The 26,400-nt window shown below is 71.6% G+C and carries 1 protein-coding gene; it reads left to right on the top strand.

Annotated features, from left to right (window positions below; translation table 11 throughout):
* Nucleotides 1-26,400 (top strand): type I polyketide synthase (locus J5X86_RS48465; protein ID WP_208522979.1); only part of this gene is annotated, 26,400 nt, incomplete at both ends.

Here is a 26,400-nt window from a genome sequence, read left to right as displayed (position 1 = left end):
TTGGTGAGTTGGTGGCTGCTCATGTGGCGGGTGTGTTGTCGCTTGGGGATGCGTGTGTGTTGGTGGCGGCTCGTGGGCGGTTGATGCAGGGGTTGCCGTCGGGTGGGGTGATGGTGTCGGTGCAGGCCGCCGAGGTGGATGTGTTGCCGTTGCTGGCGGGTCGTGAGGCCGAGGTGAGTGTGGCGGCGGTCAACGGTCCGCGTTCGACGGTGATCTCTGGTGCCGAGGAGGCGGTGTCTGAGGTTGCCGGGCTCTTGGAGGCTCGCGGGGTGAGGACGAAGCGGCTGCGGGTCTCGCATGCGTTCCACTCGCCGTTGATGGAGCCGATGCTGGCCGAGTTCCGCCAGGTGGCGGAGGGGTTGTCGTATGCGCCTCCGCGTATTCCCGTTGTGTCGAATGTGACGGGTCTGGTCGCTGATGCCGAGGTGCTGTGCTCGGCCGAGTACTGGGTACGGCACGTCCGGGAGGCGGTGCGGTTCGCGGACGGGGTGCGGAGCCTGGTGGACGTGGGAGTCACCACCTTCCTGGAGCTCGGCCCGGATGGGGTGCTGTCCGGGATGGGGCAGGAGTGCGTGTCCGACGCGGTGTTCGCATCGGTGCTGCGCGATGGTCGGGGCGAAGTCGCCTCCATGTACGAGGCGCTCGCCGAGATCTATGTACGGGGGCGGCAGGTCGACTGGTCAGCCGTGTTCGCACCGGCCCGCCCTCGCCGTGTGGAGTTGCCGACGTATGCGTTCCAGCGGGAGCGCTTCTGGCTGGAGCCGGTCCGTACCGGTTCGGCCCCGGCGGTGATGCATATGGCCGATCGCTGGCGCTACCGGGTGTCGTGGTCGCCAGTTTCGGACGTGGTGGGTTCGCTGACAGGCACGTGGCTGGTGGCGGTGCCCGCTGGGCTGGCCGGGGATGAGTGGGTTGCGGACTGCGTGGCCGCGTTGGCCGGACGAGGTGCCCTGCCCGTTGTCGTCGAGTTCGGGCATGGTGACGCCGATCGTGCGGTGATGGCGGACCGGCTGCGCCAGGCTCAGGATGAGGCCGAAGTCTCCGACGCCGCAGGTGTGCTGTCGCTGTTGGCGCTGGCGGAGGGACGGCATGGTGAGCACACGGCGGTGCCGTTGGGTCTGGCGTTGACGTTGTCCCTGCTTCAGGGGATCGGGGACGCGGGTGTGGGTGGCCGCGTGTGGTGTGTGACGCGGGGTGCGGTGGCGACAGGCGGTGTGGAGAGTCCGTCGAGTGTGGAGCAGGCGGCGGTGTGGGGCCTGGGCCGGGTCGCCGGGCTGGAGGCCCCGGAGCGATGGGGCGGCCTGCTCGACCTGCCCGAGGTGTGGGATGGGCGGGTGGCGGATCGGCTGGTGGGCGCGGTGAGTGGCCGTGCGGGCGAGACCGAGCTGGCGGTGCGGGCGTCGGGTGTGTTCGCCCGCCGTGTGGTTCGTGCCGCGGTGGGTGCGCAGGGTGGGGAGGTGTGGACGCCGTCGGGGACGGTGCTGGTGACCGGTGGTACGGGTGCGTTGGGTGCGCATGTGGCGCGGTGGCTGGCGGGGGCGGGTGCGGAGCATCTGTTGCTGGTCTCGCGTCGTGGTCCTGGGGCTGGGGGTGTGGATGGGTTGTGTGCGGAGCTGCGTGGGATGGGTGCTCGGGTGACGGTTGTGGCGTGTGATGTGGGTGATCGGGAGGCGCTGGCCGGGGTGTTGGGCGGTGTGCCGGAGGAGTTCCCGTTGACGGCGGTGGTGCATGCGGCGGGTGTGTTGGATGACGGTGTGCTGGATGGGTTGTCGGTGGGGCGGTTCGATGGTGTGTTGCGGGCGAAGTCGGAGGCGGCGTGGCATCTGCATGAGTTGACGCGTGAGCTGGATCTTTCGGCGTTTGTGCTGTTCTCCTCGTTCTCGGGGACGGTGGGTGCGGCGGGTCAGGCGAACTATGCGGCGGCGAACGCGGTTCTGGACGCGCTTGCCGAACAGCGTCGGGCCGATGGCCTGCCTGCCACCTCGGTGGCATGGGGACCCTGGGCCGACAACGGCATGGCTGAGACCGTCGCGGACCGGTGGCGGAGCCACGGCCTCCCCGCGATGGACCCCGAGTCGGCCGTCACCGCCCTGGAGAAGAGCGTCAATCACCCGGCGGCAGCGTCTCTGATCGTCGCCGACGTTGAGTGGGACACCGTGGCCCGGACGATGGCGGACGCCCGTTCGCGCCGACTCCTGCAAGACCTGATGGCACATGGCTCACCCGCCACTGCCAACGAGGCCACCACCACGGACGGATCGCTTCGCCGGCGCCTTGCCGGGCTGGGAACGGCGGAACAGGGCCGGGTCATCCTGGAGTTCGTGCGGTCCCATGTGGCAGCCGTCCTGGGACACCGCCGTCCCGAGGCCATCGACGCCGATCGGGCCTTCAAGGAACTTGGCTTCGACTCCCTCGCGGCGGTGACTCTGCGCAACCGGCTGAACGCGGCCACCGGGCTGAGCCTGCCGAGCACCCTGCTCTTCGATCACCCCACCGTGACGGCGCTGGTGAAACTGCTGCGCACCGAGGCGCTGGGGCTGCGGAACGGCGCGGATGCGGCGGTGCCTGTCGCTGTGGTCACCGACGACGAGCCCGTCGCCATCGTAGCCATGAGCTGCCGTTTCCCCGGCGAGGTGCGGACGCCGGAAGACCTGTGGCAGCTGCTGCTCGCCGGACGCGAGGTGCTGAGCGAGTTCCCCGCCGACCGCGGATGGGACCTGGACACGCTCTACGGGCCGGACCCGGACGAGCACGGCAAGAGCTACGTCCGCGAGGGCGGATTCCTCGAAGGAGCCGGCGACTTCGACCCGAAGTTCTTCGGCATCTCGCCGCGTGAGGCGGTGGCGATGGATCCGCAGCAGCGGTTGCTGCTGGAGACATCGTGGGAGGCGTTCGAGCGGGCGGGGATCGATCCCACACTGCTCCGGGGCAGCCAGACCGGGGTCTTCGTGGGCAGCAACGGTCAGGACTACGGGACCAACCTGCGCCAGGCGGCATCGGAGCATGTCGAGGGACACCTGGTCACCAGCAGCGCCGCCAGCGTCGTCTCCGGCCGCATCTCCTACACCTTCGGCTTCGAGGGCCCGGCGGTCACGGTGGACACCGCCTGTTCGTCATCACTGGTCGCCCTGCATCTGGCGGCACAGTCCCTGCGCCAAGGCGAATGCTCGCTCGCACTTGCCGGCGGTGTCACCGTCATGTCCACCCCCGAACTCTTCGTGGAGTTCAGCCGACAGCGCGGTCTGGCGGCTGACGGCCGGTGCAAGGCGTTCGCGGCGGCCGCGGACGGCACGGGCTGGGGCGAGGGTGTGGGCTTGCTGCTGCTGGAGCGGCTGTCGGACGCGCGGCGCAACGGACACCAGATCCTCGCGGTCGTCAAGGGCTCTGCCGTCAACCAGGACGGGGCGAGCAACGGTCTCACCGCGCCGAGCGGCCCGTCGCAGCAGCGGGTGATCCGGACGGCGCTGGCGAACGCGCGGCTGTCGGCCGCCGACGTCGATGTGGTCGAGGCGCACGGTACGGGAACGACGCTGGGCGATCCGATCGAGGCGCAGGCGCTGCTCGCCACGTACGGGCAGGAGAGGCCCGAGGAGCGGCCGCTGTGGCTCGGCTCGGTCAAGTCCAACATCGGGCATACCCAGGCCGCGGCCGGTGTGGCCGGGATCATCAAGTCGGTGCTGGCCATGCGCCACGGCCTGCTTCCGCAGACCCTGCACATCGATGAGCCGTCACCACACGTGGACTGGTCCGCGGGCGCGGTGGAGCTCCTGACCGCCCCGACCGCATGGCCCGAGACCGGCCGGCCCCGTCGGGCGGGCGTCTCCTCCTTCGGCGTGAGCGGCACCAACGCCCATGTGATCCTGGAGCAGGGCCCGGTGGAGTCCGATGTCGACACGGAAGGCACTTCGGAACCGACCGTGGTGCCGTGGGTGGTTTCGGCGCGGTCCGAGGCGGGACTCCGGGACCAGGCCGCGCGCTTGCTGTCGGTGGTGGGCGACGAGAGCGGTCCGGCGTCCGTGGATGTCGGTCTGTCGCTGGTCACCACGCGTGCGGCGTTCGAGCGGCGGGCGGTGGTGCTGGGTGGTGACCGTGCCGCGCTCGTCAGTGGCCTGACCGCACTGGCCGAGGGCCGCGAGGCGACGGGCGTGGTGCGCGGGGTGGCTTCTGGGGCCTCGGACCGCCTCGCGTTGGTCTTCCCTGGTCAGGGGTCGCAGTGGGTGGGGATGGCGGCGGGGTTGCTGGAGTCTTCGCCGGTGTTCGCGGAGCGGGTTGGTGAGTGTGCGGCGGCGTTGGCGCCGTTCGTTGACTGGTCGCTCGGGGATGTGTTGCGGGGTGGGGAGGGCGCTGCGGAGGCGTTGGAGCGGGTGGATGTGGTGCAGCCTGCCTTGTTCGCGGTGATGGTGTCGTTGGCGGAGTTGTGGCGTTCGTACGGTGTGGAGCCTGCGGCGGTGGTGGGTCATTCGCAGGGTGAGATCGCGGCGGCGTGTGTGGCGGGTGCGTTGTCTCTGGAGGATGCCGCGAAGGTGGTGGCGTTGCGGAGCAAGGCGCTGCGGGCGTTGTCGGGGCGTGGCGGCATGGTGTCGGTGTCACTGCCGGTGGGGGAGGTTCGGGAGCGGCTCGCGGTGTGGGGTGAGCGGCTGTCGGTGGCAGCGGTGAACGGGCCCTCGGCGGTCGTGGTCTCGGGTGACGCCGACGCGCTGGACGAACTTCTGACGGCCTGCGAGGCAGACGGGATCCGGGCGCGCCGCATCCCGGTCGACTACGCCTCGCACTGCGCTCACGTGGAGGCCATCGAGGACGAACTTCAGCAGACCCTTGCGGGGATCGCTCCGCGCTCGTCGTCGGTGCCGTTCTATTCCACGGTCACGGCAGGTGTGCTGGACACCCAGGAACTGGACGCCGGGTACTGGTACCGCAATCTGCGTCAGACGGTCCGCTTCGACGAGACCGTCCGCGCCTTGTTGGACGAAGGCTTCGATACATTCGTCGAGGCCAGCGCCCACCCCGTCCTGACGATGGGCGTGGAGCAGACGGCTCAGGACCACGGCACGCCTATCACCGCCGTCGGTTCCCTGCGCCGCGACGAGGGTGGTCTCGACCGCTTCGTCGCCTCTCTGGCCGAGGCATACGTCGGCGGCGTGTCCGTCGACTGGGCGGCCATGTTCGCGGGCACGGGTGCCCGACGCGTCGACTTGCCGACCTATGCCTTCCAGCACCAGCGTTACTGGGTCGAGCCCTCATTTGTGGCGGGCGATGTGTCGTCGGCCGGACTGGTCTCCGCCGACCACCCCCTCCTCGGTGCGGCGACCGAGCTGCCCGACTCGGACGGATGGCTGCTGACGGGCCGCCTCTCGCTCCGTACGCATCCGTGGCTCGCCGAACACGCCGTGCTCGGCCGGGCCCTGCTGCCCGCATCGGCCTTCGTCGAGTTGGCGCTGCGAGCCGGTGACACGGCCGGATGCGACCGCGTTGAGGAGCTGACGCTGGAGGCGCCTCTGGTGCTGCCCGAACAGGGCGCGGTGCTGGTCCAGTTGACCGTCGGCGCGCCCGACGAGGGCGGCGGGCGCCCCTTGCGGGTGTACGCGCGGGCGGAGGACACCGCGGACCGGCCGTGGACCCGGCATGCCTCGGGAACGCTGGTGCACAGCGAGGCCCACGGCGAAACCCGCAGCTACGCCACGGACCCGAACCCGGTCGCCGACCTCGGCGTATGGCCCCCGACAGGCGCGGAGGCCGTCGATGTCGCCGGGTTCTACGAGCGGCTGGCCGACGCCGGGGTGGCCTACGGGCCTGTGTTCCGCGGCGTGCGCGCGCTGTGGCGCCGCGGTGACGAGCTCTTCGCCGAGGTGGCGCTGCCGGAGGAAGCCCGTGGTGACGTGCCCCGGTTCGGCATTCACCCGGCGCTGCTGGACACCGCCTTGCAGACGGGCCTGGCACCCCTCTCGGGCGATGCGGACGGCATCCGCCTGCCGTTCCTCTGGAGCGGTGTGTCGTTGCACGCGACCGGCGCGTCGATGCTCCGCGTGCGGCTGACCCGCAAGGGCACCGACACCCTGTCCGCGCTGGTCGCCGACCCGGCCGGAACACCGGTGGCCACGGTGGACGCGCTGGTGGCGCGGCCGGTGACAGAGGAGCAGTTCGCGGCCGCGACAGCGAAGCCCGGCGACGGCCGACCGGAACGGGCCACTGTGGTCCGGCGCGCACTGGCCCAGGCGGCGCCCGGAGCGGAGGAGGCGTCACTGCGGCAGCGCCTGCTGAGGGTGGGCGACACGGAGCGGGAGCGGATGGTGTTGCGCCTGGTCCAGGACCAGGCCGCCACCATCCTCGGCCACAGCGCACCGGACGCGGTCGAGCCGGAGATCTCTTTCAAGGAGCACGGCTTCGACTCCCTTACGGCGGTGGAGCTGCGGAACCGGCTGAACGCCGCCACGGGGGAGCGGCTGCCCGCCACGCTCGTCTTCGACTATCCGACCCCTGCCGCGCTCGCGGAATACCTCCGCGCGGAACTGCTCGGCATCCGGGAAGGCGACGCCCCCTCGGCACCCGCGCCCGTCGCCCGGGCCGAGCCCGACGACGATCCGATCGCCATCGTGGCGATGGGGTGTCGTCTGCCCGGCGGCGTCCGGTCCCCGGAGGAACTGTGGGACCTGCTGACCGAGGGCCGTGACGCGATATCCGGCTTCCCCGAGGACCGCGGCTGGCAGCTCGACGGACTTTACGACGCCGACCCCGACACACCCGGGAAGACTTACACCCGGCACGGTGGCTTCGTCGACGGCGCGGGCGAATTCGACGCGGCGTTCTTCGGCATCTCACCGCGCGAGGCGGTGGCGATGGACCCGCAGCACCGGCTGCTGCTCGAGACGTCCTGGGAGACCTTCGAGCGCGCGGGCATCGACCCGGCCTCCCTGCGTGGCAGCCTGACCGGTGTATTCGTGGGCGCCGGATCACACGGATACGGCGCGGGCCCGATCCAGCCGTCGGGCGGCGTCGAGGGCTACCTGCTCACCGGCAACGCCCTCAGCGTCACCTCCGGTCGGCTCGCCTATGCGTTCGGCTTCGAGGGGCCGGCTGTCGCCGTCGACACGGCGTGCTCGTCGTCGCTGGTGGCGCTGCACCTGGCCGCGCAGTCGCTGCGACAGGGCGAGTGTTCCCTGGCCCTGGCTGGTGGCACCGCCATCATGTCCACCCCCTGGACCTTCGTCGGCTTCAGCCGCCAGCGGGGGCTGGCACCGGACGGGCGCTGCAAGCCCTTCTCCGCCGCCGCCGATGGCTTCGGCCCGGCGGAGGGCGTCGGTGTGCTGCTGCTGGAGCGGCTGTCGGACGCGCGGCGCAACGGCCATCAGGTGCTGGCGGTGGTACGCGGCTCCGCCATCAACCAGGACGGTGCGAGCAACGGGCTCACCGCGCCCAACGGACCCTCGCAGCAGCGGGTGATCCGGGCGGCGCTGGCGAACGCCGGGCTGTCGGCGGCCGAGGTGGACGCGGTCGAGGCACATGGCACCGGCACCCAGCTGGGCGACCCCATCGAGGCACAGGCCCTGCTGGCCACGTATGGCAGGGGCCGCCCCGAAGAACGGCCGCTGCTGCTGGGCTCGGTGAAGTCGAACATCGGACACCCCCAGGCGACGGCCGGCGTGGCCGGTGTGATCAAGATGGTGCTCGGCATGCGACACGGCCTGCTGCCGCGCACACTGCACCTGGACGAGCCGTCGCCGCATGTGGACTGGTCCACCGGTGGAGTACGCCTGCTGACGGACGATATGCCCTGGCCGGAGACGGGACGGCCGCGGCGCGCGGCGGTCTCCTCCTTCGGGATGAGCGGAACCAACGCCCACGCCGTGCTGGAACAGGCTCCGCTGGACGACGCTCCCAGTCCTGCCGCCGATGACGACGCCCCGGTCGGGGAACTGCCGGAGATCACGCCGTGGGTGATCTCCGGGCGGTCGGAGGCCGCGGTGGAGGCGCAGGCGGAGCGGCTGCTGGCGCATGTGCGCGAGCGCCGAGAGGTCTCGCCCGCCGATGTCGGGCTGTCGTTGGCGACCACGCGCAGTGTGTTCGAGCACCGCGCGGTGGTGCTGGTGGGCGACGGGGACGGTCTCATGAACGGCCTGGGCGCGTTGGCCGAGGGGCAAGTGGCACCTGGTGTGGTACGAGGGATGGCGACCGCCCGGGATCACGCGGTGTTGGTCTTCCCTGGTCAGGGGTCGCAGTGGGTGGGGATGGCGGCTGGGTTGCTGGAGTCTTCGCCGGTGTTCGCGGAGCGGATTGGTGAGTGTGCGGCGGCGTTGGCGCCGTTTGTGGACTGGTCGCTGGTGGATGTGCTTGGCGATGCGGCCGCGTTGGAGCGGGTGGATGTGGTGCAGCCGGTGTTGTGGGCTGTGATGGTGTCGTTGGCGGAGTTGTGGCGTTCGTACGGTGTGGAGCCTGCGGCGGTGGTGGGTCATTCGCAGGGTGAGATCGCGGCGGCGTGTGTGGCGGGTGCGTTGTCGTTGGGGGATGCGGCGCGGGTGGTGGCGTTGCGGAGTAAGGCGCTGCGGGCATTGTCGGGGCGTGGCGGGATGGTGTCGGTGTCACTGCCGGTGGGGGTGGTACGGGAGCGGCTGGCGGCGTGGGGTGAGCGGTTGTCGGTGGCGGCGGTGAACGGGCCTCCGGCGGTGGTGGTGTCCGGTGACACGGATGCTTTGGAGGAGTTGCTGGCGGTGTGCGATGCGGAGGGGATCCGGGCGCGTCGTGTGCCGGTGGACTACGCCTCGCATTGCGCCCATGTCGAGGCCATCGAGGGCGAGCTTCGACAAGCCCTCGCGGGAATTGCTTCCCGGGCTGGGTCGGTGCCGTTCTACTCCACGGTCACGGCAGGTGTGCTGGACACCCAGGAACTGGACGCCGGGTACTGGTACCGCAATCTGCGTCAGACAGTGCGCTTTGACGAGACCGTCCGTGCTCTGCTGGCCGACGGCTTCCAGGTGTTCATCGAGGCCAGTGCCCACCCCGTCCTGACGATGGGGGTGGAGCAGACCGCCGAGGACCACGGCACCCGCGTTACCGCCGTCGGTTCGCTGCGCCGCGACGAAGGCGGTCTGGAGCGCTTCCTGACCTCCCTGGCCGAGGCATATGTCGGCGGCGCGTCCGTCGACTGGGCGGGTGGGTTCGCCGGGACGGGTGCGGAGCGGGTGGATCTGCCGACGTATGCCTTCCAGCGCACGCACTTCTGGCTGGAGTCCGAGACGTCCGGGCTCGGCGACGTGGCGTCGGTGGGGCTGGACCCGGCCGGGCATCCGTTGCTGGGGGCTGCCGTGCCGCTGCCCGACTCCGATGGGTTCTTGCTGACCGGTCGGCTGTCGCTGCGTACGCATCCCTGGCTTGCCGACCATGCGGTGCTGGGCCGGGTCATCCTGCCGGGTACGGCGTTTGTCGAGTTGGCGTCGCGGGCCGGTGACGCGGTCGGTTGCGATCGGTTGGAGGAGTTGACGCTGGAGGCGCCTTTGGTGCTGCCCGATGAGGGGGCGGTCCAGGTGCAGCTGGTCGTGGGCGGGCCCGAGCCGGACGGGCAGCGTGAGTTCAGCGTGTATTCCCGCCGTGACGATGGCCCGGACGCGTCGTGGACGTGCCACGCGAAGGGCATGCTGGCCGTGGCGTCCGCTGCCGATGGGGCGACGGGTCCGGTGGGCCTGGAGGCGTGGCCGCCGGTGGGGGCGGAGGCGGTCGGGACCGAGGGCTTCTACGAGGATGTGGCGGCCACCGGGCTGGCGTACGGTCCGGTGTTCCGGGGGCTGCGTGCCGTCTGGCGCAGGGGCGATGAGGTCTTCGCGGAGGTGGCGCTGCCGGAGGAGTCGCGGGCGGAGGCGGCCCGGTTCGGGCTGCATCCCGCGCTGCTCGATGCGGCGCTGCACGCCTGGCTGGTGTGCGCCGCCGCGGACGGGGGCGAGAGGGCGGAGGGGATCCGGCTGCCGTTCGTGTGGAGCGGTGTGTCGCTGTATGCCACCGGCGCGACCTCCCTGCGGGTGCGGCTGGCCCGCACGGGCGCTGACGGGATGTCCGTGCTGGTGGCCGACGCGGCCGGAACGCCGGTTGCCACGGCGGAGGCGCTGGTCACCCGGCCGGTCTCGGAAGCACAGCTCGCCTCGTCTGCCGGCGACGACGAGTCGCTGTACCGGGTGGAGTGGGTCGCAACGTCCATTACGGTCCCGGCGCCCGCCATCGACCGGTGCGCCGTGGCCGGACCGGATCACTTCGGCCTGGCCGTGGCGTTGAACGCGGCCGACGGGTCGGTGGAGGAGTACGCCGACCTGACCGCTCTCGCGGTACATGTGCGATCGGGCGCTCCGATGCCGGATCTGGTGTTTGTCCTGGTGTCCTCCGTCTCCGGCGAGGACGTTGTCCCGGCGACGCGGGCGGTGGCCCACCGGGCCCTGGAGATGGTGCGGGCGTGGCTGGCGGAGGACCGGTTCGCCGAGGCGCGTTTGGTGTTCGTCACCCGGGGTGCGATGGCGACCGAGGACGGTGCGGACCCGCGTGATCTGGCGGCGGCCCCGGTGTGGGGGCTGGTGCGGTCGGCGCAGGCGGAGCATCCGGACCGGTTCGTCCTGCTGGATGTGGACGGCGGCGAGGAGTCGCTGGCCCTGGTGCACCAGGCGGTGTCCACCGGGGAACAGCAGCTCGCGGTGCGCGGCGCCGAGGTGCTGGTGCCGCGTCTGGCCCCTGGCGCCACGACGGCTGTGCTGACTCCACCGGTCGACACGGAGGCGTGGCGGCTGGAGGCGTCCGGAGCGGGCACGCTGGAGGGGCTGACGCTGGCCACGGCCACGGACGCTACCGGGGAACTCGGCGAGCACGAGGTGCGGGTCGCGGTTCGGGCCACGGGCCTGAACTTCCGCGATGTCCTGATCTCTCTCGGCATGTATCCGGGTGAGGCTCTGATGGGTGGCGAGGGGGCCGGTGTGGTCGTGGCCACCGGTCCCGCCGTGACCTCCCTCGCCGTCGGCGACCGGGTGATGGGGCTGTGGGAGGGCGGTTTCGGGCCGTTGGCCGTGGTGGACCACCGCACCCTGGTGCGGATCCCGGACGGCTGGTCCTTCACCGAGGCCGCGTCCGTCCCCGTGGTGTTCGTGACGGCTTTGTATGCGTTGCGGGAGCTGGCGGGCCTCCGGCGTGGTGAGTCGCTGCTGGTCCACGCCGCGGCCGGTGGTGTGGGGATCGCGGCGCTGCAGTTGGCGCGGGCCTGGGACTGTGAGGTGTTCGCGACCGCGAGCGAGGCCAAGTGGGACGTCCTGCGTGGGCTGGGGTTGGACGATGCGCATATCGCCTCGTCGCGGACGCTGGAGTTCGAGGAGCGGTTCAAGACCGCCTCGGCCGGTCGTGGTGTGGATGTCGTCCTGGACTCCCTGGCCGGTGAGTTTGTCGACGCGTCGCTGCGGCTGCTGGGTGAGGGCGGGCGGTTCATCGAGATGGGCAAGACGGATGTGCGGTCGGCCGAGGAGGTGGCCGCGGCGCATCCGGGGGTGATGTACCGGGCGTTCGACCTGGCCGAGGCGGGCCCCGAGCGCATCGGGGGCATGCTCGCGGAGATCGTGGCCCTCTTCGAACAAGGCGACCTGAAGCCGCTGCCTACCCGGGTGTGGGATATGCGCAGGGCTCCCGAGGCGTTCCGGTTCATGAGCCAGGCGCGCCATGTGGGCAAGCTGGTGCTGAGCGTTCCGGCCGCGCTGGACCCGGAGGGGACGGTACTGATCACCGGCGCCGGAGGTGTCCTGGGCGGGCTGGTCGCCCGGCATCTGGTGGCCGAGCACGGGATACGCCGGCTGCTGCTGGTCAGCCGCCGTGGCCGCGCCGCCGAGAGCATGACAGAGCTCGAGGCAGAGCTGACGACCCAGGGGGTCTCGGTGACGGTTGCCGCTTGCGATGTCGCCGACCGCGACGCGCTGGCCGATCTGCTGGCCGATCTCCCCGACGGACACGGTCTGACCGGTGTGGTTCATGCCGCGGGTCTTCTGGATGACGGCACGGTGACGTCGCTGACGCCGGAGCGGCTGGACGCGGTGTTGCGGGTGAAGGTCGACGGGGCGTGGCATCTGCATGAGCTGACGCGCCGTTTCGATGTGGCCATGTTCGCCCTGTTCTCCTCGGCCGCCGGTGTCCTGGGCTCCGCGGGACAGGCCAACTACGCCGCCGCCAACACGTTCCTGGACGGACTGGCGCAGCGGCGCCGGGCCATGGGCCTGCCCGGGGTGTCGCTCGCCTGGGGCCTGTGGGCCGAGCGCAGCGGGATGACCAAACACCTCGCCGAGGCGGACCTCTCCCGTATGACACGGGGCGGGCTGGTGCCGTTCTCCTCCGAGGAGGGGCTGCGGCTGTTCGACACGGCCGGCCGGCTGGCCGAGGGTGTGGTGGTGCCCGCGCGGCTCGACCTCGGCAACCTGGCAGCCACCGCCGACACCACGCCCGTACCCCCCTTGCTCACCGGACTCGTACGACGGCCCGTCGCTTCCCGGCGCGCCTCGGCCCAGGACGACTCCGGTTCGCAGGAGGCGCCACTGGCGCGGCGGCTGGCCGGGCTCGGTCAGGGGGAGCGGCAGCGGACGCTGCTGCGTCTGGTCCAGGAACACGCCGCCACGGTCCTCGGCCACGGGTCGGCGTCGGCGGTGGTCACCGATCGCGGCTTCCTGGAGCTGGGCTTCGACTCGCTCACCGCGGTCGAGCTGCGCAACCGGCTGAACGCTGCCACCGGGCTGCGGCTGCCCGCGACCCTCATCTTCGACTACCCGACCCCCGCCGCGCTGGCCGGACACCTGGATGCGGAGATCGCCCCCGTGGCGGCGGACGACCCGTCGGACACGGCCGTCGAACTCGACGGACCGGAAGCCGCGTTGCCCGGCACGGACACGGCGGCCGACGACGCCACCCACGCGATGGTGACCGGCCGGCTCCGGAGGGTGACGGCTGATCTGCACCAGACGCGGCAGCGTCTGCGGGACGTGGAGTCGGCGGCCCGCGAACCGATCGCGATCGTCGGGATGAGCTGCCGTTTCCCCGGCGGGGTGCGCTCCCCCGAGGAGTTCTGGCGGCTGTTGAGCGGGGCCGAGGACGCCATCACGGCGTTCCCCGAGGACCGTGGCTGGGACCTCGGGTCGCTCTATGATGCGGACCCCGACCGGCCGGGCACCTCCTATGCGCGCGAGGGCGGATTCCTGCACGACGGCGGCGACTTCGACGCCGATTTCTTCGGGATCTCACCTCGTGAGGCGCTGGCGATGGATCCGCAGCAGCGGCTGCTGCTGGAGACCTCGTGGGAAGCCATCGAACGGGCGGGCATCGATCCGGCCTCACTCAGGGGCAGCCAGTCCGGAGTCTTCGTCGGGGCCGTGGCCCCCGACTACGGGCCGCGGGTGCACGAGGCCACCGACGGTGGTGTCGAGGGTCACCTGGTGACCGGCAGCGCCATCAGCGTCGTGTCCGGGCGCGTGGCCTACACCCTGGGTCTGGAGGGCCCGGCGGTCACGGTGGACACCGCGTGTTCCTCGTCGCTGGTCGCCCTGCACCTGGCCGTACAGGCCCTGCGCCAGGGGGAGTGTTCGCTCGCCCTGGCGGGTGGCGTCACTGTCATGGCCACCCCCGGCACCTTCATCGGGTTCAGCCGCCAGCGGGGCCTGGCGGCCGACGGCCGGTGCAAGCCCTTCGCGGCGGCGGCCGACGGTTTCGGGGCCGCCGAGGGCGCGGGCATGCTGTTCCTGGAGCGGCTCTCCGACGCACAACGCAACGGGCATCCCGTGCTGGCCGTCGTCCGGGGCACGGCGACCAACCAGGACGGTGCGAGCAGTGCGCTGTCCGCCCCCAACGGCCCGTCCCAGCAGCGGGTGATCCGCCAGGCGCTGGCCAACGCCGGGCTCACGGCCGGGCAGGTCGATGCCGTAGAGGCACACGGAACGGGCACGAAGCTGGGTGATCCGATCGAGGCACAGGCGCTGCTGGCCACCTACGGCCGTGAGCGCACCGCGGATCGTCCGCTGCTGCTGGGGTCGGTCAAGTCCAACATCGGCCATACCCAGGCTGCCGCCGGCGTGGCCGGTGTGATGAAGATGGTGTTGGCGATGCGGCAGGGCGTGCTGCCCCGCACCTTGCACATCGACGAGCCGTCGTCGCATGTGGACTGGTCGACGGGCACCGTCGAGCTCCTCACCGAGGCCGCCGCGTGGCCCGAGGGGGAGGAGCCGCGCCGGGCCGGTGTTTCCTCGTTCGGCATCAGCGGCACCAACGCCCACGCCATCCTCGAGCAGGCGCCGCCGCCACCGTCCGCCACCACGACTGACGCCGCGTCCGGTGCCGACGTGGCGGGAGAGACGGAGGAGGCGCCCCGGACAGCGCTGCCGCTGATCCCCTGGCCGCTGGCGAGCAAGTCCGAGGCGGGGCTGCGTGTCCAGGTCAGGCGGCTGCTGGACCACGTGGAGCGGCACCCGGAGGTCGCGACCGGGGACATCGGACTGTCCCTCGCCACCACCCGGACCGCCTTCGAGCACCGCGCGGTCGTACTGGCCCCGGACCGTGCGGAGGCCGTACGGACCCTGGCCGATCACCTCGCGGGCCGAGGCGCCTCCGGGCTGGTCGAAGGCGTCGCCAGGCGCAGCTCCGGAGTCGCCTTCGTCTTCCCTGGTCAGGGGTCGCAGTGGGTGGGGATGGCGGCTGGGTTGCTGGAGTCTTCGCCGGTGTTCGCGGAGCGGATTGGTGAGTGTGCGGCGGCGTTGGCGCCGTTTGTGGACTGGTCGCTTGCGGATGTGCTTGGCGATGCGGGTGCGTTGGAGCGGGTGGATGTGGTGCAGCCCGTGTTGTGGGCTGTGATGGTGTCGCTGGCGGAGCTGTGGCGTTCGTACGGTGTGGAGCCCGCGGCGGTCATCGGCCACTCCCAGGGTGAGATCGCGGCGGCGTGTGTGGCGGGTGCGTTGTCGCTGGAGGACGCCGCGAAGGTGGTGGCCCTGCGCAGCCAGGCGCTGCGTGCGCTGTCCGGGCGCGGGGGCATGGTGTCGGTCTCGCTGCCCGTGGAGCGCGTACGGGAGCGGCTCGCGGCATGGGGTGAGCGGCTGTCGGTGGCGGCGGTGAACGGGCCCTCGGCGGTCGTGGTCTCCGGCGATGCCGACACGTTGGACGAGCTGCTGACGGCGTGCGAGGCGGACGGGACCCGGGCACGCCGCATCCCCGTGGACTACGCCTCCCACTCCGCCCACGTCGAGAGCCTCGAAGAGGAGATCCGGCGCACCCTCGCCGGGATCGCCCCGCGAGCCTCCTCGGTGCCGTTCTACTCGACGGTGACCGGCGGCGCGCTGGACACCACGGAGCTGGACGCCGGTTACTGGTACCGCAACCTGCGCCAGACCGTGCGTTTCGACGAGACCGTACAGGTGCTCCTCGGCGAGGGCTTCCAGACGTTCGTGGAGGCCAGCGCGCATCCGGTGCTGACCATGGGCATCGAGCAGACGGCCGAGGACCACGGCACCCCCGTGGCGGCCATCGGCTCGCTGCGCCGTGACGAAGGCGGCCTGGCACGGTTCCTGACCTCCCTGGCCGAGGCCCATGTCGGCGGCATCGCCGTCGACTGGCGGACGGTCTTCGCCGGGACCGGTGCGCACCCCGTCGAACTGCCCACCTATGCCTTCCAGCACCAGCGGTACTGGCTCACCGCCACTGCGCGCCCCGCCGACAGCACACCGGCCGAGGACGGGGCGGACGCCGACTTCTGGCAGGCCGTGGAGCGCGAGGACGCCGAGGCGCTGGCCGCCACCCTCCAGGTCGAATCCATCGAGCAGCACGCCTCGTTGGGCACCGTCCTGCCCGCCCTCGCACAGTGGCGCCGGCAGCGGCGCTCCGAATCGACCGTGGACGAGTGGCGCTACCGCGTGATCTGGCGCCCCATGAACCGCACCCCGTCCCCCTCGCTCCCGGGGCCGTGGCTGCTGCTGGCCCCGAGCTCCCGTGCCGGTGACCCGCTGGTCACGGCCTCCCGCGAGGCGCTCGCGGCACACGGCGCCGATGTCGTCCTCGTCGAACTGGGTGAAGACGACGCACACCGCGCCACGGTGGCCGAGCGGCTGCGCGCCGCCACCGCCGACCACCCGCTGGACACGCTGTCCGGGGTGCTGTCACTGCTACCGCTGGACGAGCGCCCGTACCCCGACCATCCCGTGGCCGGCACCGGCCTGACCCTGACCCTCGCACTGATCCAGGCCCTCGACGACCTCGGCGTTCGGGCGCCGCTGTGGTGCGCCACTCAGGGCGCGGTGTCGATCGGCAGCTCCGACCCGCTCACCAGCCCCGCCCAGGCGGCGGTGTGGGGCCTGGGCCGGGTGGCCGGAGTGGAGTACCCGGACAGCTGGGGTGGGCTGATCGACCTTCCGCGGACCATGGACGCCCGGGCCGGGACCCGGCTCGCCGGAGTGCTCGCGGATGGCGGCCCCGAGGACCAGGTGGCGATCCGCGGCTCTGGGGTGATGCTGCGGCGACTCGAGCCCGCACCCCTGGGGAACACCCCACCGCGGCGCGCCTGGAAGCCCCGTGGCACGGTCCTCATCACCGGTGGCACCGGTGCCCTCGGCAGCCATCTGGCCCGGTGGCTCGCGCACAACGGCGCCGAACACCTGGTGCTGACGAGCCGCCGCGGGCTCGCGGCGCCCGGCGCCGAAGACCTGGTCGCCGAACTGGCCGAACAGGGCACGCTGGTCACCGTCGCCGCCTGCGATGTGGCGGACCGCGCCGCGCTTCAACGCGTCCTCGCGTCCGTACCCGACGACCGGCCGCTGACCGCCGTCATCCACGCCGCTGCCTATATCGACCTGGCCGGGCTTGGCGCGACGACTTCGGCGGAGTTCGCCCAGGTCATGGACGCGAAGGTGGCGGGCGCGGTCCATCTCGACGAGCTGCTGGGCGACAGCCCGCTGGACGCGTTCGTGCTGTTCTCCTCGGTTTCCGGGCTGTGGGGCGTGGGCGACCACGGCGCGTACGCCGCCGCCAACGCCTACCTGGACGCGCTCGCCGAGCGACGGCGGGCGCACGGCCTGCGGGCCACCTCGGTGGCCTGGGGGGTGTGGGACGCCACCGGCGACAACATGCCCGAGGCCCTGGACCTGGATCAGTTGCGGCGGCGTGGACTACGGTTCATGGACCCGGCGCTCGGCGTCGCCGCCCTGCGGCAGACACTCGACCACGACCAGACCCACCTGGCGATCGCCGACATCGACTGGGACAGCTTCATCCCGGTCTTCACCTCCGCCCGCCCCAGCCCACTGCTGGACGAGCTTCCCGCGATGCGACGTATCCAGGAGGGCGCCGACGGCGCCGGGGCGGTCGCGAACGCCTCGGCCGACGCCTCCTCGGGCCTGCGGCAGCGGCTGACCGGACTGACCCCCACCGAGCGTGAGCACACCGTCCTGGAGCTGGTGCGTGCGCAGGTAGTGGCCGTCCTGGGACACGCCACCTCCGACGCGGTGGGTTCCGAGCGTGCCTTCAAGGACCTTGGCTTCGACTCGCTGACAGCCGTCGAGCTGCGCAACCGGCTGAACGCGGCCACCGGGCTGCGCCTGTCCGCCACGCTGGCCTTCGACTACCCCAGCACCGCCGTATTGAGCGAGCACATCCTCACCGAGCTGCTCGGGGCGACGGCCGACGACGGCGAGGCGGACGGCCCCTCCCTCCCGCAGACGGCGGCAGGTGCGGCGGCGACCCGTGCGGCGTCCGTGGACTCCGACGACGACCCCATCGCCATCGTCGCGATGAGCTGCCGCTACCCGGGCGGGGTGTCCTCCCCCGAGGAGCTGTGGCAGCTGATCGTGTCCGGCGGCGACGCGATCGGCGGGCTGCCCACCGACCGTGGGTGGGACATCGAGGGCATATACGACCCGGACCCGGACGCACCCGGCAAGACCTATGTGCGTGAAGGCGGTTTCCTCTACGGCGCGGGTGACTTCGATCCGGCGTTCTTCGGGATCTCGCCGCGTGAGGCGCTGGCGATGGATCCGCAGCAGCGGCTGCTGCTGGAAACCTCGTGGGAAGCCTTCGAGCGCGCCGGTGTGCCCGCGCTCGCGCTGCGCGGCAGCCGCACCGGCGTCTTCATCGGCTCCAACTACCAGGAGTACGGGCCCCGAGTGCATGAGGCGCCCGAGGGCTCCGAGGGCCACCTCATGACCGGAAGCGCGGCCAGCGTCGTGTCCGGACGCGTCGCGTACGCCTTTGGCTTCGAGGGTCCCGCGGTGACCGTGGACACCGCGTGCTCGTCGTCCCTGGTGGCGCTGCACCTGGCGGCACAGGCGCTGCGGAACGGGGAGTGCTCGCTGGCGCTCGCCGGTGGCGTCGCCGTCATGCCGAACCCCGGTGCCCTCATCGGCTTCAGCCGCCAGCGGGGCCTGGCGCTCGACGGCCGTTGCAAGGCGTTCGCGGGGGCCGCGGACGGTATGGGGCTCGCGGAGGGCGTCGGTGTGCTGCTGCTGGAGCGGCTGTCCGACGCACGGCGGAACGGGCACCGGGTGCTGGCCGTGGTGCGGGGCAGCGCGGTGAACCAGGACGGTGCGTCGAACGGTTTGACGGCGCCGAACGGACCCTCGCAGCAGCGGGTGATCCGGGCGGCGTTGGAGAGCGCACGCTTGTCGGCGGCCGAGGTGGATGCGGTCGAGGCGCACGGTACGGGAACGAAGCTGGGCGATCCCATCGAGGCGCAGGCCCTGCTCGCGACATACGGACAGGAGCGGGCGGACCGGGACCGGCCGTTGTGGCTGGGGTCGGTGAAGTCGAACATCGGTCATACGCAGGCGGCTGCTGGTGTGGCGGGTGTGATGAAGATGGTGTTGGCGATGCGGCATGGTGTGCTGCCGAGGACGTTGCATGTTGATGAGCCGTCGCCGCATGTGGAGTGGTCGGCGGGTGCGGTGGAGTTGTTGACGGATGCGGTGGTGTGGCCGGAGACGGATCGTCCGTGGCGTGCGGGTGTGTCGTCGTTCGGCATCAGCGGCACCAACGCACACGTCATCCTGGAGCAGGCCGCCCTCTCCGTGGAGGATGGTGACGGCTCGGACGGGGCGCCGGAGCAGCCGTCGGGCCTGATGCCGTGGGTGGTGTCGGCGAAATCCGAGGGTGCGTTGCGGGCGCAGGCGGAGCGGTTGCTGCCGTACGCCCGGGGTGGGGCCGAGGCCGGGGCCGAGGCGTCGATGGCCGATGTGGCGTTGTCGCTGGTCACGACGCGCTCGGCCCTCGATGAGCGGGCGGTGGTGTTGGCGGGTGACGGTGCGGGGTTCGCGGCTGGGCTGGGCGCGCTGGTGGATGGCGTACCGGTGGCGGGTGTGGTGCGGGGTTCGGTGGTGCCGGGGAAGCTCGCGGTGTTGTTCTCGGGACAGGGCAGCCAGCGGGTCGGAATGGGCCGGGAGTTGTATGAGGCGTTCCCGGTGTTCGCGGACGCGTTTGACGAGGTGTGTGCGCGGTTCGACGGGATTTTGGCGCGCCCGCTACGGGACGTCGTGTTCGGGGACGCGCCGGGGCTGGATGAGACGGTGTTTGCGCAGTGTGGGTTGTTTGCGGTGGAGGTGGGGCTGTTTCGGTTGGTGGAGTCGTGGGGTGTGCGGCCGGATTTCGTGGCGGGGCATTCGATTGGTGAGTTGGTGGCTGCTCATGTGGCGGGTGTGTTGTCGCTTGGGGATGCGTGTGTGTTGGTGGCGGCTCGTGGGCGGTTGATGCAGGGGTTGCCGTCGGGTGGGGTGATGGTGTCGGTGCAGGCGGCCGAAGCCGATGTGTTGCCGTTGCTGGCGGGTCGTGAGGCCGAGGTGAGTGTGGCGGCGGTCAATGGTCCGCGTTCGACGGTGATCTCTGGTGCCGAGGAGGCGGTGTCTGAGGTTGCCGGGCTGCTGGGGGCTCGCGGGGTGAGGACGAAGCGGCTGCGTGTTTCGCATGCGTTCCACTCGCCGTTGATGGAGCCGATGCTGGCCGAGTTCCGCCAGGTGGCCGAGGGGTTGTCGTATGCGTCTCCGCGTATTCCCGTTGTGTCGAATGTGACGGGTCTGGTGGCGGATGCCGAGGTGCTGTGCTCGGCCGAGTACTGGGTACGGCACGTCCGCGAGACCGTGCGCTTTGCGGACGGCGTGGAGTGCCTGGCCGGGCAAGGAGTGGTCACTTACCTGGAGTTGGGCCCCGACGGCGTCCTCTCCGGGATGGGTCAGGAGTGCGTGCCGGACGCCGTATTCGCTCCGGTTCTCCGTAGCGGCTGGGACGAGACCGCCTCGGTCATGGAGGGGCTGGCCCAGATCCATGTGCGGGGTCGTTCCGTGGACTGGACGGCGTTGCTCGCGCCGACCTCCGTACGCCACGTCGATCTGCCCACGTATCCCTTCCAGCGGGAGCACTTCTGGCTGGAGTCGTCCGTCACCACGGCGGGGGCTGGACCCACGGACGCGGTGGACGCCGACTTCTGGGATGCGGTGGAGCGTGAGGATCTGCCCGCGCTCACGGACACGCTGGCGGTCACGGACGAGAACGGCGCCGGTGAATCGCTGGCGGCGGTGTTGCCGGTGCTGTCGTCGTGGCGTCGCCGTGGACGTGAGCGCGCCACCGTGGACGGGTGGCGCTACCGCGTGTCGTGGTCGCCGGTGTCCGACGGGTCGGGGACGGTGACGGGTCTGTGGCTGGTGGCGGTCCCCGCCGGTATGGCCGCCGACCCATGGGTGTCGGCATGTGCGGACGCCCTCACCGGGCGTGGTGCGCGGCCGGTGGTGGTCGAGCTGGAGCCCGATGAGGCCGACCGTGAGGTGGTGGCGGCGCGGCTGCGCGCGGCCCTGGCCGGACCCGAAGTGGCCGATGTCGCGGGGGTGTTGTCCCTGCTGGCGCTGGCCGAGGGCCGACACGGGCAGTACCGGTCGGTGCCCCTGGGCGTGGCATGGACGCTGTCGCTGGTGCAGGCCGTGGGTGATGTGGGCGTGGCCGCTCCGCTGTGGTGTGTGACGCGCGGCGCGGTCGCTGCCGCTGGTTCCGAGGGCGTGCGCGAGGTGGAGCAGGCGGCGGTGTGGGGCCTGGGCCGGGTCGCCGGGCTGGAGGTGCCCGAGCGGTGGGGCGGTCTGCTCGATCTCCCCGAGACGTGGGACACGCGGGTGGCGGATCGCCTGGTGGATGTGGTGAGCGGTCGTACGGGCGAGAGCGAGGTCGCGGTGCGCGGCTCCGGGGCGTTCGCGCGCCGTATCGTCCGGGCGTCGGCCGGCGGACCGGACATCGAGGGCTGGAAGCCGTCGGGGACGGTGCTGGTGACCGGTGGTACGGGTGCGTTGGGTGCGCATGTGGCGCGGTGGCTGGCGGGGGCGGGTGCGGAGCATCTGTTGCTGGTCTCGCGTCGTGGTCCTGGGGCTGGGGGCGTGGATGGGCTGTGTGCGGAGCTGCGTGGGATGGGTGCTCGGGTGACGGTTGTGGCGTGTGATGTGGGTGATCGGGAGGCGCTGGCCGGGGTGTTGGCCGAGGTGCCGGAGGAGTTCCCGTTGACGGCGGTGGTGCATGCGGCGGGTGTGCTGGATGACGGTGTGCTGGATGGGTTGTCGGTGGAGCGGTTCGAGGGTGTGTTGCGGGCGAAGTCGGAGGCGGCGTGGCATCTGCATGAGCTGACGCGCGAGCTGGACCTTTCGGCGTTTGTGCTGTTCTCCTCGTTCTCGGGGACGGTGGGTGCGGCGGGGCAGGCGAACTATGCGGCGGCGAACGCGGTTCTGGACGCGCTCGCCGAACAGCGTCGGGCCGACGGCCTGCCTGCCACCTCGGTGGCATGGGGGCCCTGGGCCGACAACGGCATGGCCGTCAGCAGCACCGAAGTCAGCCGCACCATCCGCCGCCATGGCATGACCGCGATGGATCCCCGGCTGGCCCTGGCGGCGCTGGAGCGCGCCGTCAGCCACGCGGACGCCGCTGTCGCCGTCGTCGACGCCGACTGGAAGCGTTTCGCCGACACCTTCGAGGCCCGGCGGCTGTCCCGGCTGCTCAGCGGAGTCCCGGAAGTCCGGGAGCTGACCGTGACCACCCGGCCCGGCGACACCGACACCGCGCACACCGAGGAGTCCTCGGCACTCGTCCGGCGTCTGGCGACACTCTCCGAGGCCGAACGGCAGCGAACCCTGCTGGAGCTCGTGCGTGCCCATGTGGCCGCCGTACTCGGTCACAGCGGTGTGGACGCCATCGGGCCCGGCCGCGCCTTCATGGAGATCGGCTTCGACTCCCTGACCGCGGTGGGCCTGCGCAACCAGCTCAGCGAGGCCACGGGCGTGCAGCTCCCGGCCACCCTGGTCTTCGACTACCCCACACCGACCGCGCTGGCCGGATATCTGCTCACCGAACTGCTCGGCAGCCGCGAGCAGACGGACAATACGACCGCGGACGTGGCCACGACCGCGTCCATCGCGACGGACGAGCCGATCGCGATCGTCTCGATGAGCTGCCGCTTCCCCGGCGACGTACGCTCCGCCGAAGACCTGTGGCGGCTGCTGGCCGCCGGAGAGGACGCCGTCTCGACCTTCCCCACGGACCGTGGCTGGGACCTCGAGGGGCTGTACGACACGGACCCGGACGCGATCGGAAAGAGCTACGTACGCGAGGGCGCGTTCCTCTCCGAGGTGAGCGGCTTCGACGCGCACTTCTTCGGCATCTCGCCGCGCGAGGCGCTGGCCATGGACCCCCAGCAGCGACTGCTGCTGGAAACCTCATGGGAGCTGTGGGAACGGGCCGGAATCGACCCCGAAGCGGTGCGCGGCAGCCGCACCGGTGTGTTCATGGGCACCAACGGGCAGGAGTACGTGTCCCTGCTCGACCAGGCCCCGGAGACCACCGAGGGCTATGTGGCCACCGGCAACGCGGCCAGCGTCGTCTCCGGCCGCATCTCCTACACCTTCGGCCTCGAGGGCCCGGCGGTCACGGTGGACACCGCCTGTTCGTCGTCGCTGGTGGCGCTGCACCTGGCGGCACAGGCACTACGGCAGGGCGAGTGCTCCCTCGCGCTCGCCGGTGGCGTCTCGGTGATGGTGTCACCGCGTGGCTTCGTGGAGTTCAGCCGCCAGCGGGGCCTTGCGCCGGACGGCCGGTGCAAGCCGTTCGCGGCGGCCGCGGACGGCACGGCCTGGGGCGAGGGTGTGGGCATGCTGCTGCTGGAGCGGCTGTCGGACGCGCGGCGCAACGGACACCAGATCCTCGCGGTGGTACGCGGCTCCGCCGTCAACCAGGACGGTGCCAGCAACGGGCTCACCGCGCCCAACGGGCCGTCCCAGCAGCGGGTGATCCGCCAGGCACTGGCCAACGCCGGGCTCGGGGCCGGACAGGTCGACGTCGTGGAGGCGCACGGGACGGGAACGAAGCTGGGCGACCCGATCGAGGCGCAGGCGCTGCTGGCCACGTACGGCCGTGAACACACCGACGACCAGCCCCTGTGGCTCGGCTCGATCAAGTCCAACATCGGGCACACCCAGGCGGCCGCCGGTGCGGCGGGTCTGATCAAGATGGTGCTGGCCATGCGGCACGGACTGCTGCCCGGGATGCCGAACGTGGCCGAGCCCAGCCCGTACGTGGACTGGTCGCCCGGCACCGTCCAGCTGCTGACCGAGGCCACGCCGTGGCCGGAGACCGGTCGGCCGCGGCGGGCGGGCGTGTCCTCCTTCGGCGTCAGCGGCACCAACGCACACGTCATCATCGAGCAGGCACCTCCGCCGCGGCCGGAGCCCGAGCGGCCCGCCGTGGACGACCCCGCCGGCGGTGCGGGGCGGATACCCGTCACCCCCTGGCTGGTGTCGGGCAAGTCCGAGGCCGCGCTGCGGACGCAGGCGGACCGGTTGCTGGCCCATGTGCGCGAGCGGGCGGAGCTCTCGGCGGAGGACATCGGGCTGTCGTTGGCGGCGACGCGTAGTGCGTTCGAGCATCGCGCGGTGGTGCTCGCCGGGGACCGGGACGGTCTGGCCGGCGGTCTGGCGGCACTGGCGGAGGACCGGGACGCCGCGGGGCTGATCCGGGGTGTGGCCGGTACTGATGGTCGTGCGGTGTTGGTCTTCCCTGGTCAGGGGTCGCAGTGGGTGGGGATGGCGGCTGGGTTGCTGGAGTCTTCGCCGGTGTTCGCGGAGCGGGTTGGTGAGTGTGCGGCGGCGTTGGCGCCGTGTGTGGACTGGTCGCTGGTGGATGTGCTTGGCGATGCGGCCGCGTTGGAGCGGGTGGATGTGGTGCAGCCGGTGTTGTGGGCTGTGATGGTGTCGTTGGCGGAGTTGTGGCGTTCGTACGGGGTGGAGCCTGCGGCGGTGGTGGGTCATTCGCAGGGTGAGATCGCGGCGGCGTGTGTGGCGGGTGCGTTGTCGTTGGAGGACGCGGCGCGCGTGGTGGCGTTGCGGAGTAAAACGTTGCGGGCGTTGTCGGGGCGTGGCGGGATGGTGTCGGTGTCGTTGCCGGTGGAGGTGGTACGGGAGCGGCTGGCGGCGTGGGGTGAGCGGTTGTCGGTGGCGGCGGTGAACGGGCCCTCGGCGGTTGTTGTCTCGGGTGACGCGGACGCGTTGGACGAGCTGCTGGCGGTGTGCGAGGGCGGGGAGATCCGGGCGCGTCGCATTCCCGTGGACTACGCCTCGCACTGTGCCCATGTCGAGGCAATCGAGGGCGAGTTGCTGCGGGATCTCGCGGGGATCAGCCCGCACTCGTCGTCGGTTCCCTTCTACTCGACCGTGACCGGTGGCGTGCTCGATACGACCGCGCTGGATGCCGGGTACTGGTACCGCAATCTGCGTCAGACGGTGCGCTTCGATGAGACCGTCCGTGGCCTGCTGGCCGACGGCTTCCAGGTGTTCATCGAGGCCAGCGCCCATCCTGTCCTGACGATGGGTGTGGAGCAGACGGCCGAGGACCACGGCACCCGCGTCACCGCCGTCGGTTCGCTGCGCCGCGACGAAGGCGGTCTCGACCGGTTCGCCACCTCCCTTGCCGAGGCGTACGTCGGCGGCGCCCCCGTCGACTGGGCGGGGGTGTTCGCCGGAGCGACGGCCAGGCGCGTCGATGTGCCGACGTACGCCTTCCAGCACCAGCGTTACTGGGTCGAGCCCTCAGCCGTGGCGGGCGATGTGTCGTCGGCCGGACTGGTCTCCGCCGACCATCCCCTGCTCGGCGCGGCGGTCGCGCTGCCCGAGTCCGGCGGGCATCTGTTCACCGGTCGACTCTCCCTCCGGTCACACCCCTGGCTGGCCGACCACACCATTCATGGCACCGCGCTGCTTCCCGGATCCGCCTTGGTCGAGTTGGCGCTGCGGGCCGGTGACGCGGTCGGCTGCGGCCACCTGGAGGAGCTGACGCAGGAAACGGCCCTCGCTCTTCCCGCGAGCGGTGCGGTCCAACTGCAGCTCACGGTCGGGGGCCCGGACGACTCCGGGCGACGCACCGTGAACCTCTACTCGCGCTTCGAGGACGGGCCCGCCGACCTGCCGTGGACGCACCATGCCACCGGTGTGCTGACCACGGAGCGGCCCACGGCGCCGGCGGAGACCGGGCTCGACCTGTGGCCACCGGCGGACGCCGAGCCGATCGAACTCGCCGACCGGTACCCGAGCGTGGCCGCACTCAGTGGCTTGGAGCACGGTCCCGCTTTCCGCGCCCTGCGCCATGCGTGGCGTCGCGGTGGGGAGATCTTCGCCGAGGTGGCGTTGGCGGAGGACGCGCGCTCGGACGCCGATCGCTTTGGTCTGCATCCGGTGCTGCTCGACGCGGCTCTGCACGCCACGGCCGACCTGGCGGCCGACGACGGCGGCCGCGTCCGGCTCCCGTACCGGTGGACCGGGGTGTCCCTGTACGCCACCGGCGCGACGACCCTGCGCGTACGGCTCTCCACGGAACGGCCCGACGGCGTGGCGATCCTCCTGGCGGACGAATCGGGCCACGCGGTGGCCGACGTGGACGCGGTGATGACCCGCAGCTTCACAACCGAGCAGCTCACCGGGGGCCGGATGCCCCATGAGTCGCTGTTCCGGGTGGAGTGGATGAGTGTCCCGGCAGGCTCCTCCGGCGTCGAGCCGGACCGGGCCCACTGGTCGATCGTCGGCCCTGACGGCGCCGAACTGCGCGCCGCGCTCGAATCCAGCGGTGGCCGGATCGACGAGTACGACGACATGGGCGCCCTGCTCCTGTCCGACGCATCGGCCACGGCCGCGCCCGACCTCGTCCTCCTGCCCATCCTCACCGCCTCGGCAACCGACTCCGCCGCGGCGGAAGAGGACCTCGTGTCCGTGACACACCAGGCGACGCATCGCGCGCTGGACGCGCTCCAGGCATGGTTGGCTGAGGAGCGGTTTGCTGGTTCGCGGTTGGTGGTGGTGACGCGGGGTGCGGTGGCTGCTGTGTTGGGTGAGGATGTGCCGGATGTGGCGGCTGCTGCGGTGTGGGGGTTGGTGCGTTCGG

The sequence above is a fragment of the Streptomyces sp. NEAU-YJ-81 genome (assembly GCF_017592595.1).
Taxonomy (GTDB): Bacteria; Actinomycetota; Actinomycetes; order Streptomycetales; family Streptomycetaceae; genus Streptomyces; species Streptomyces hygroscopicus_B.
Note: the sequence above shows the minus strand (reverse complement) of the source record. Positions and strands in the feature narration are given on the sequence as shown.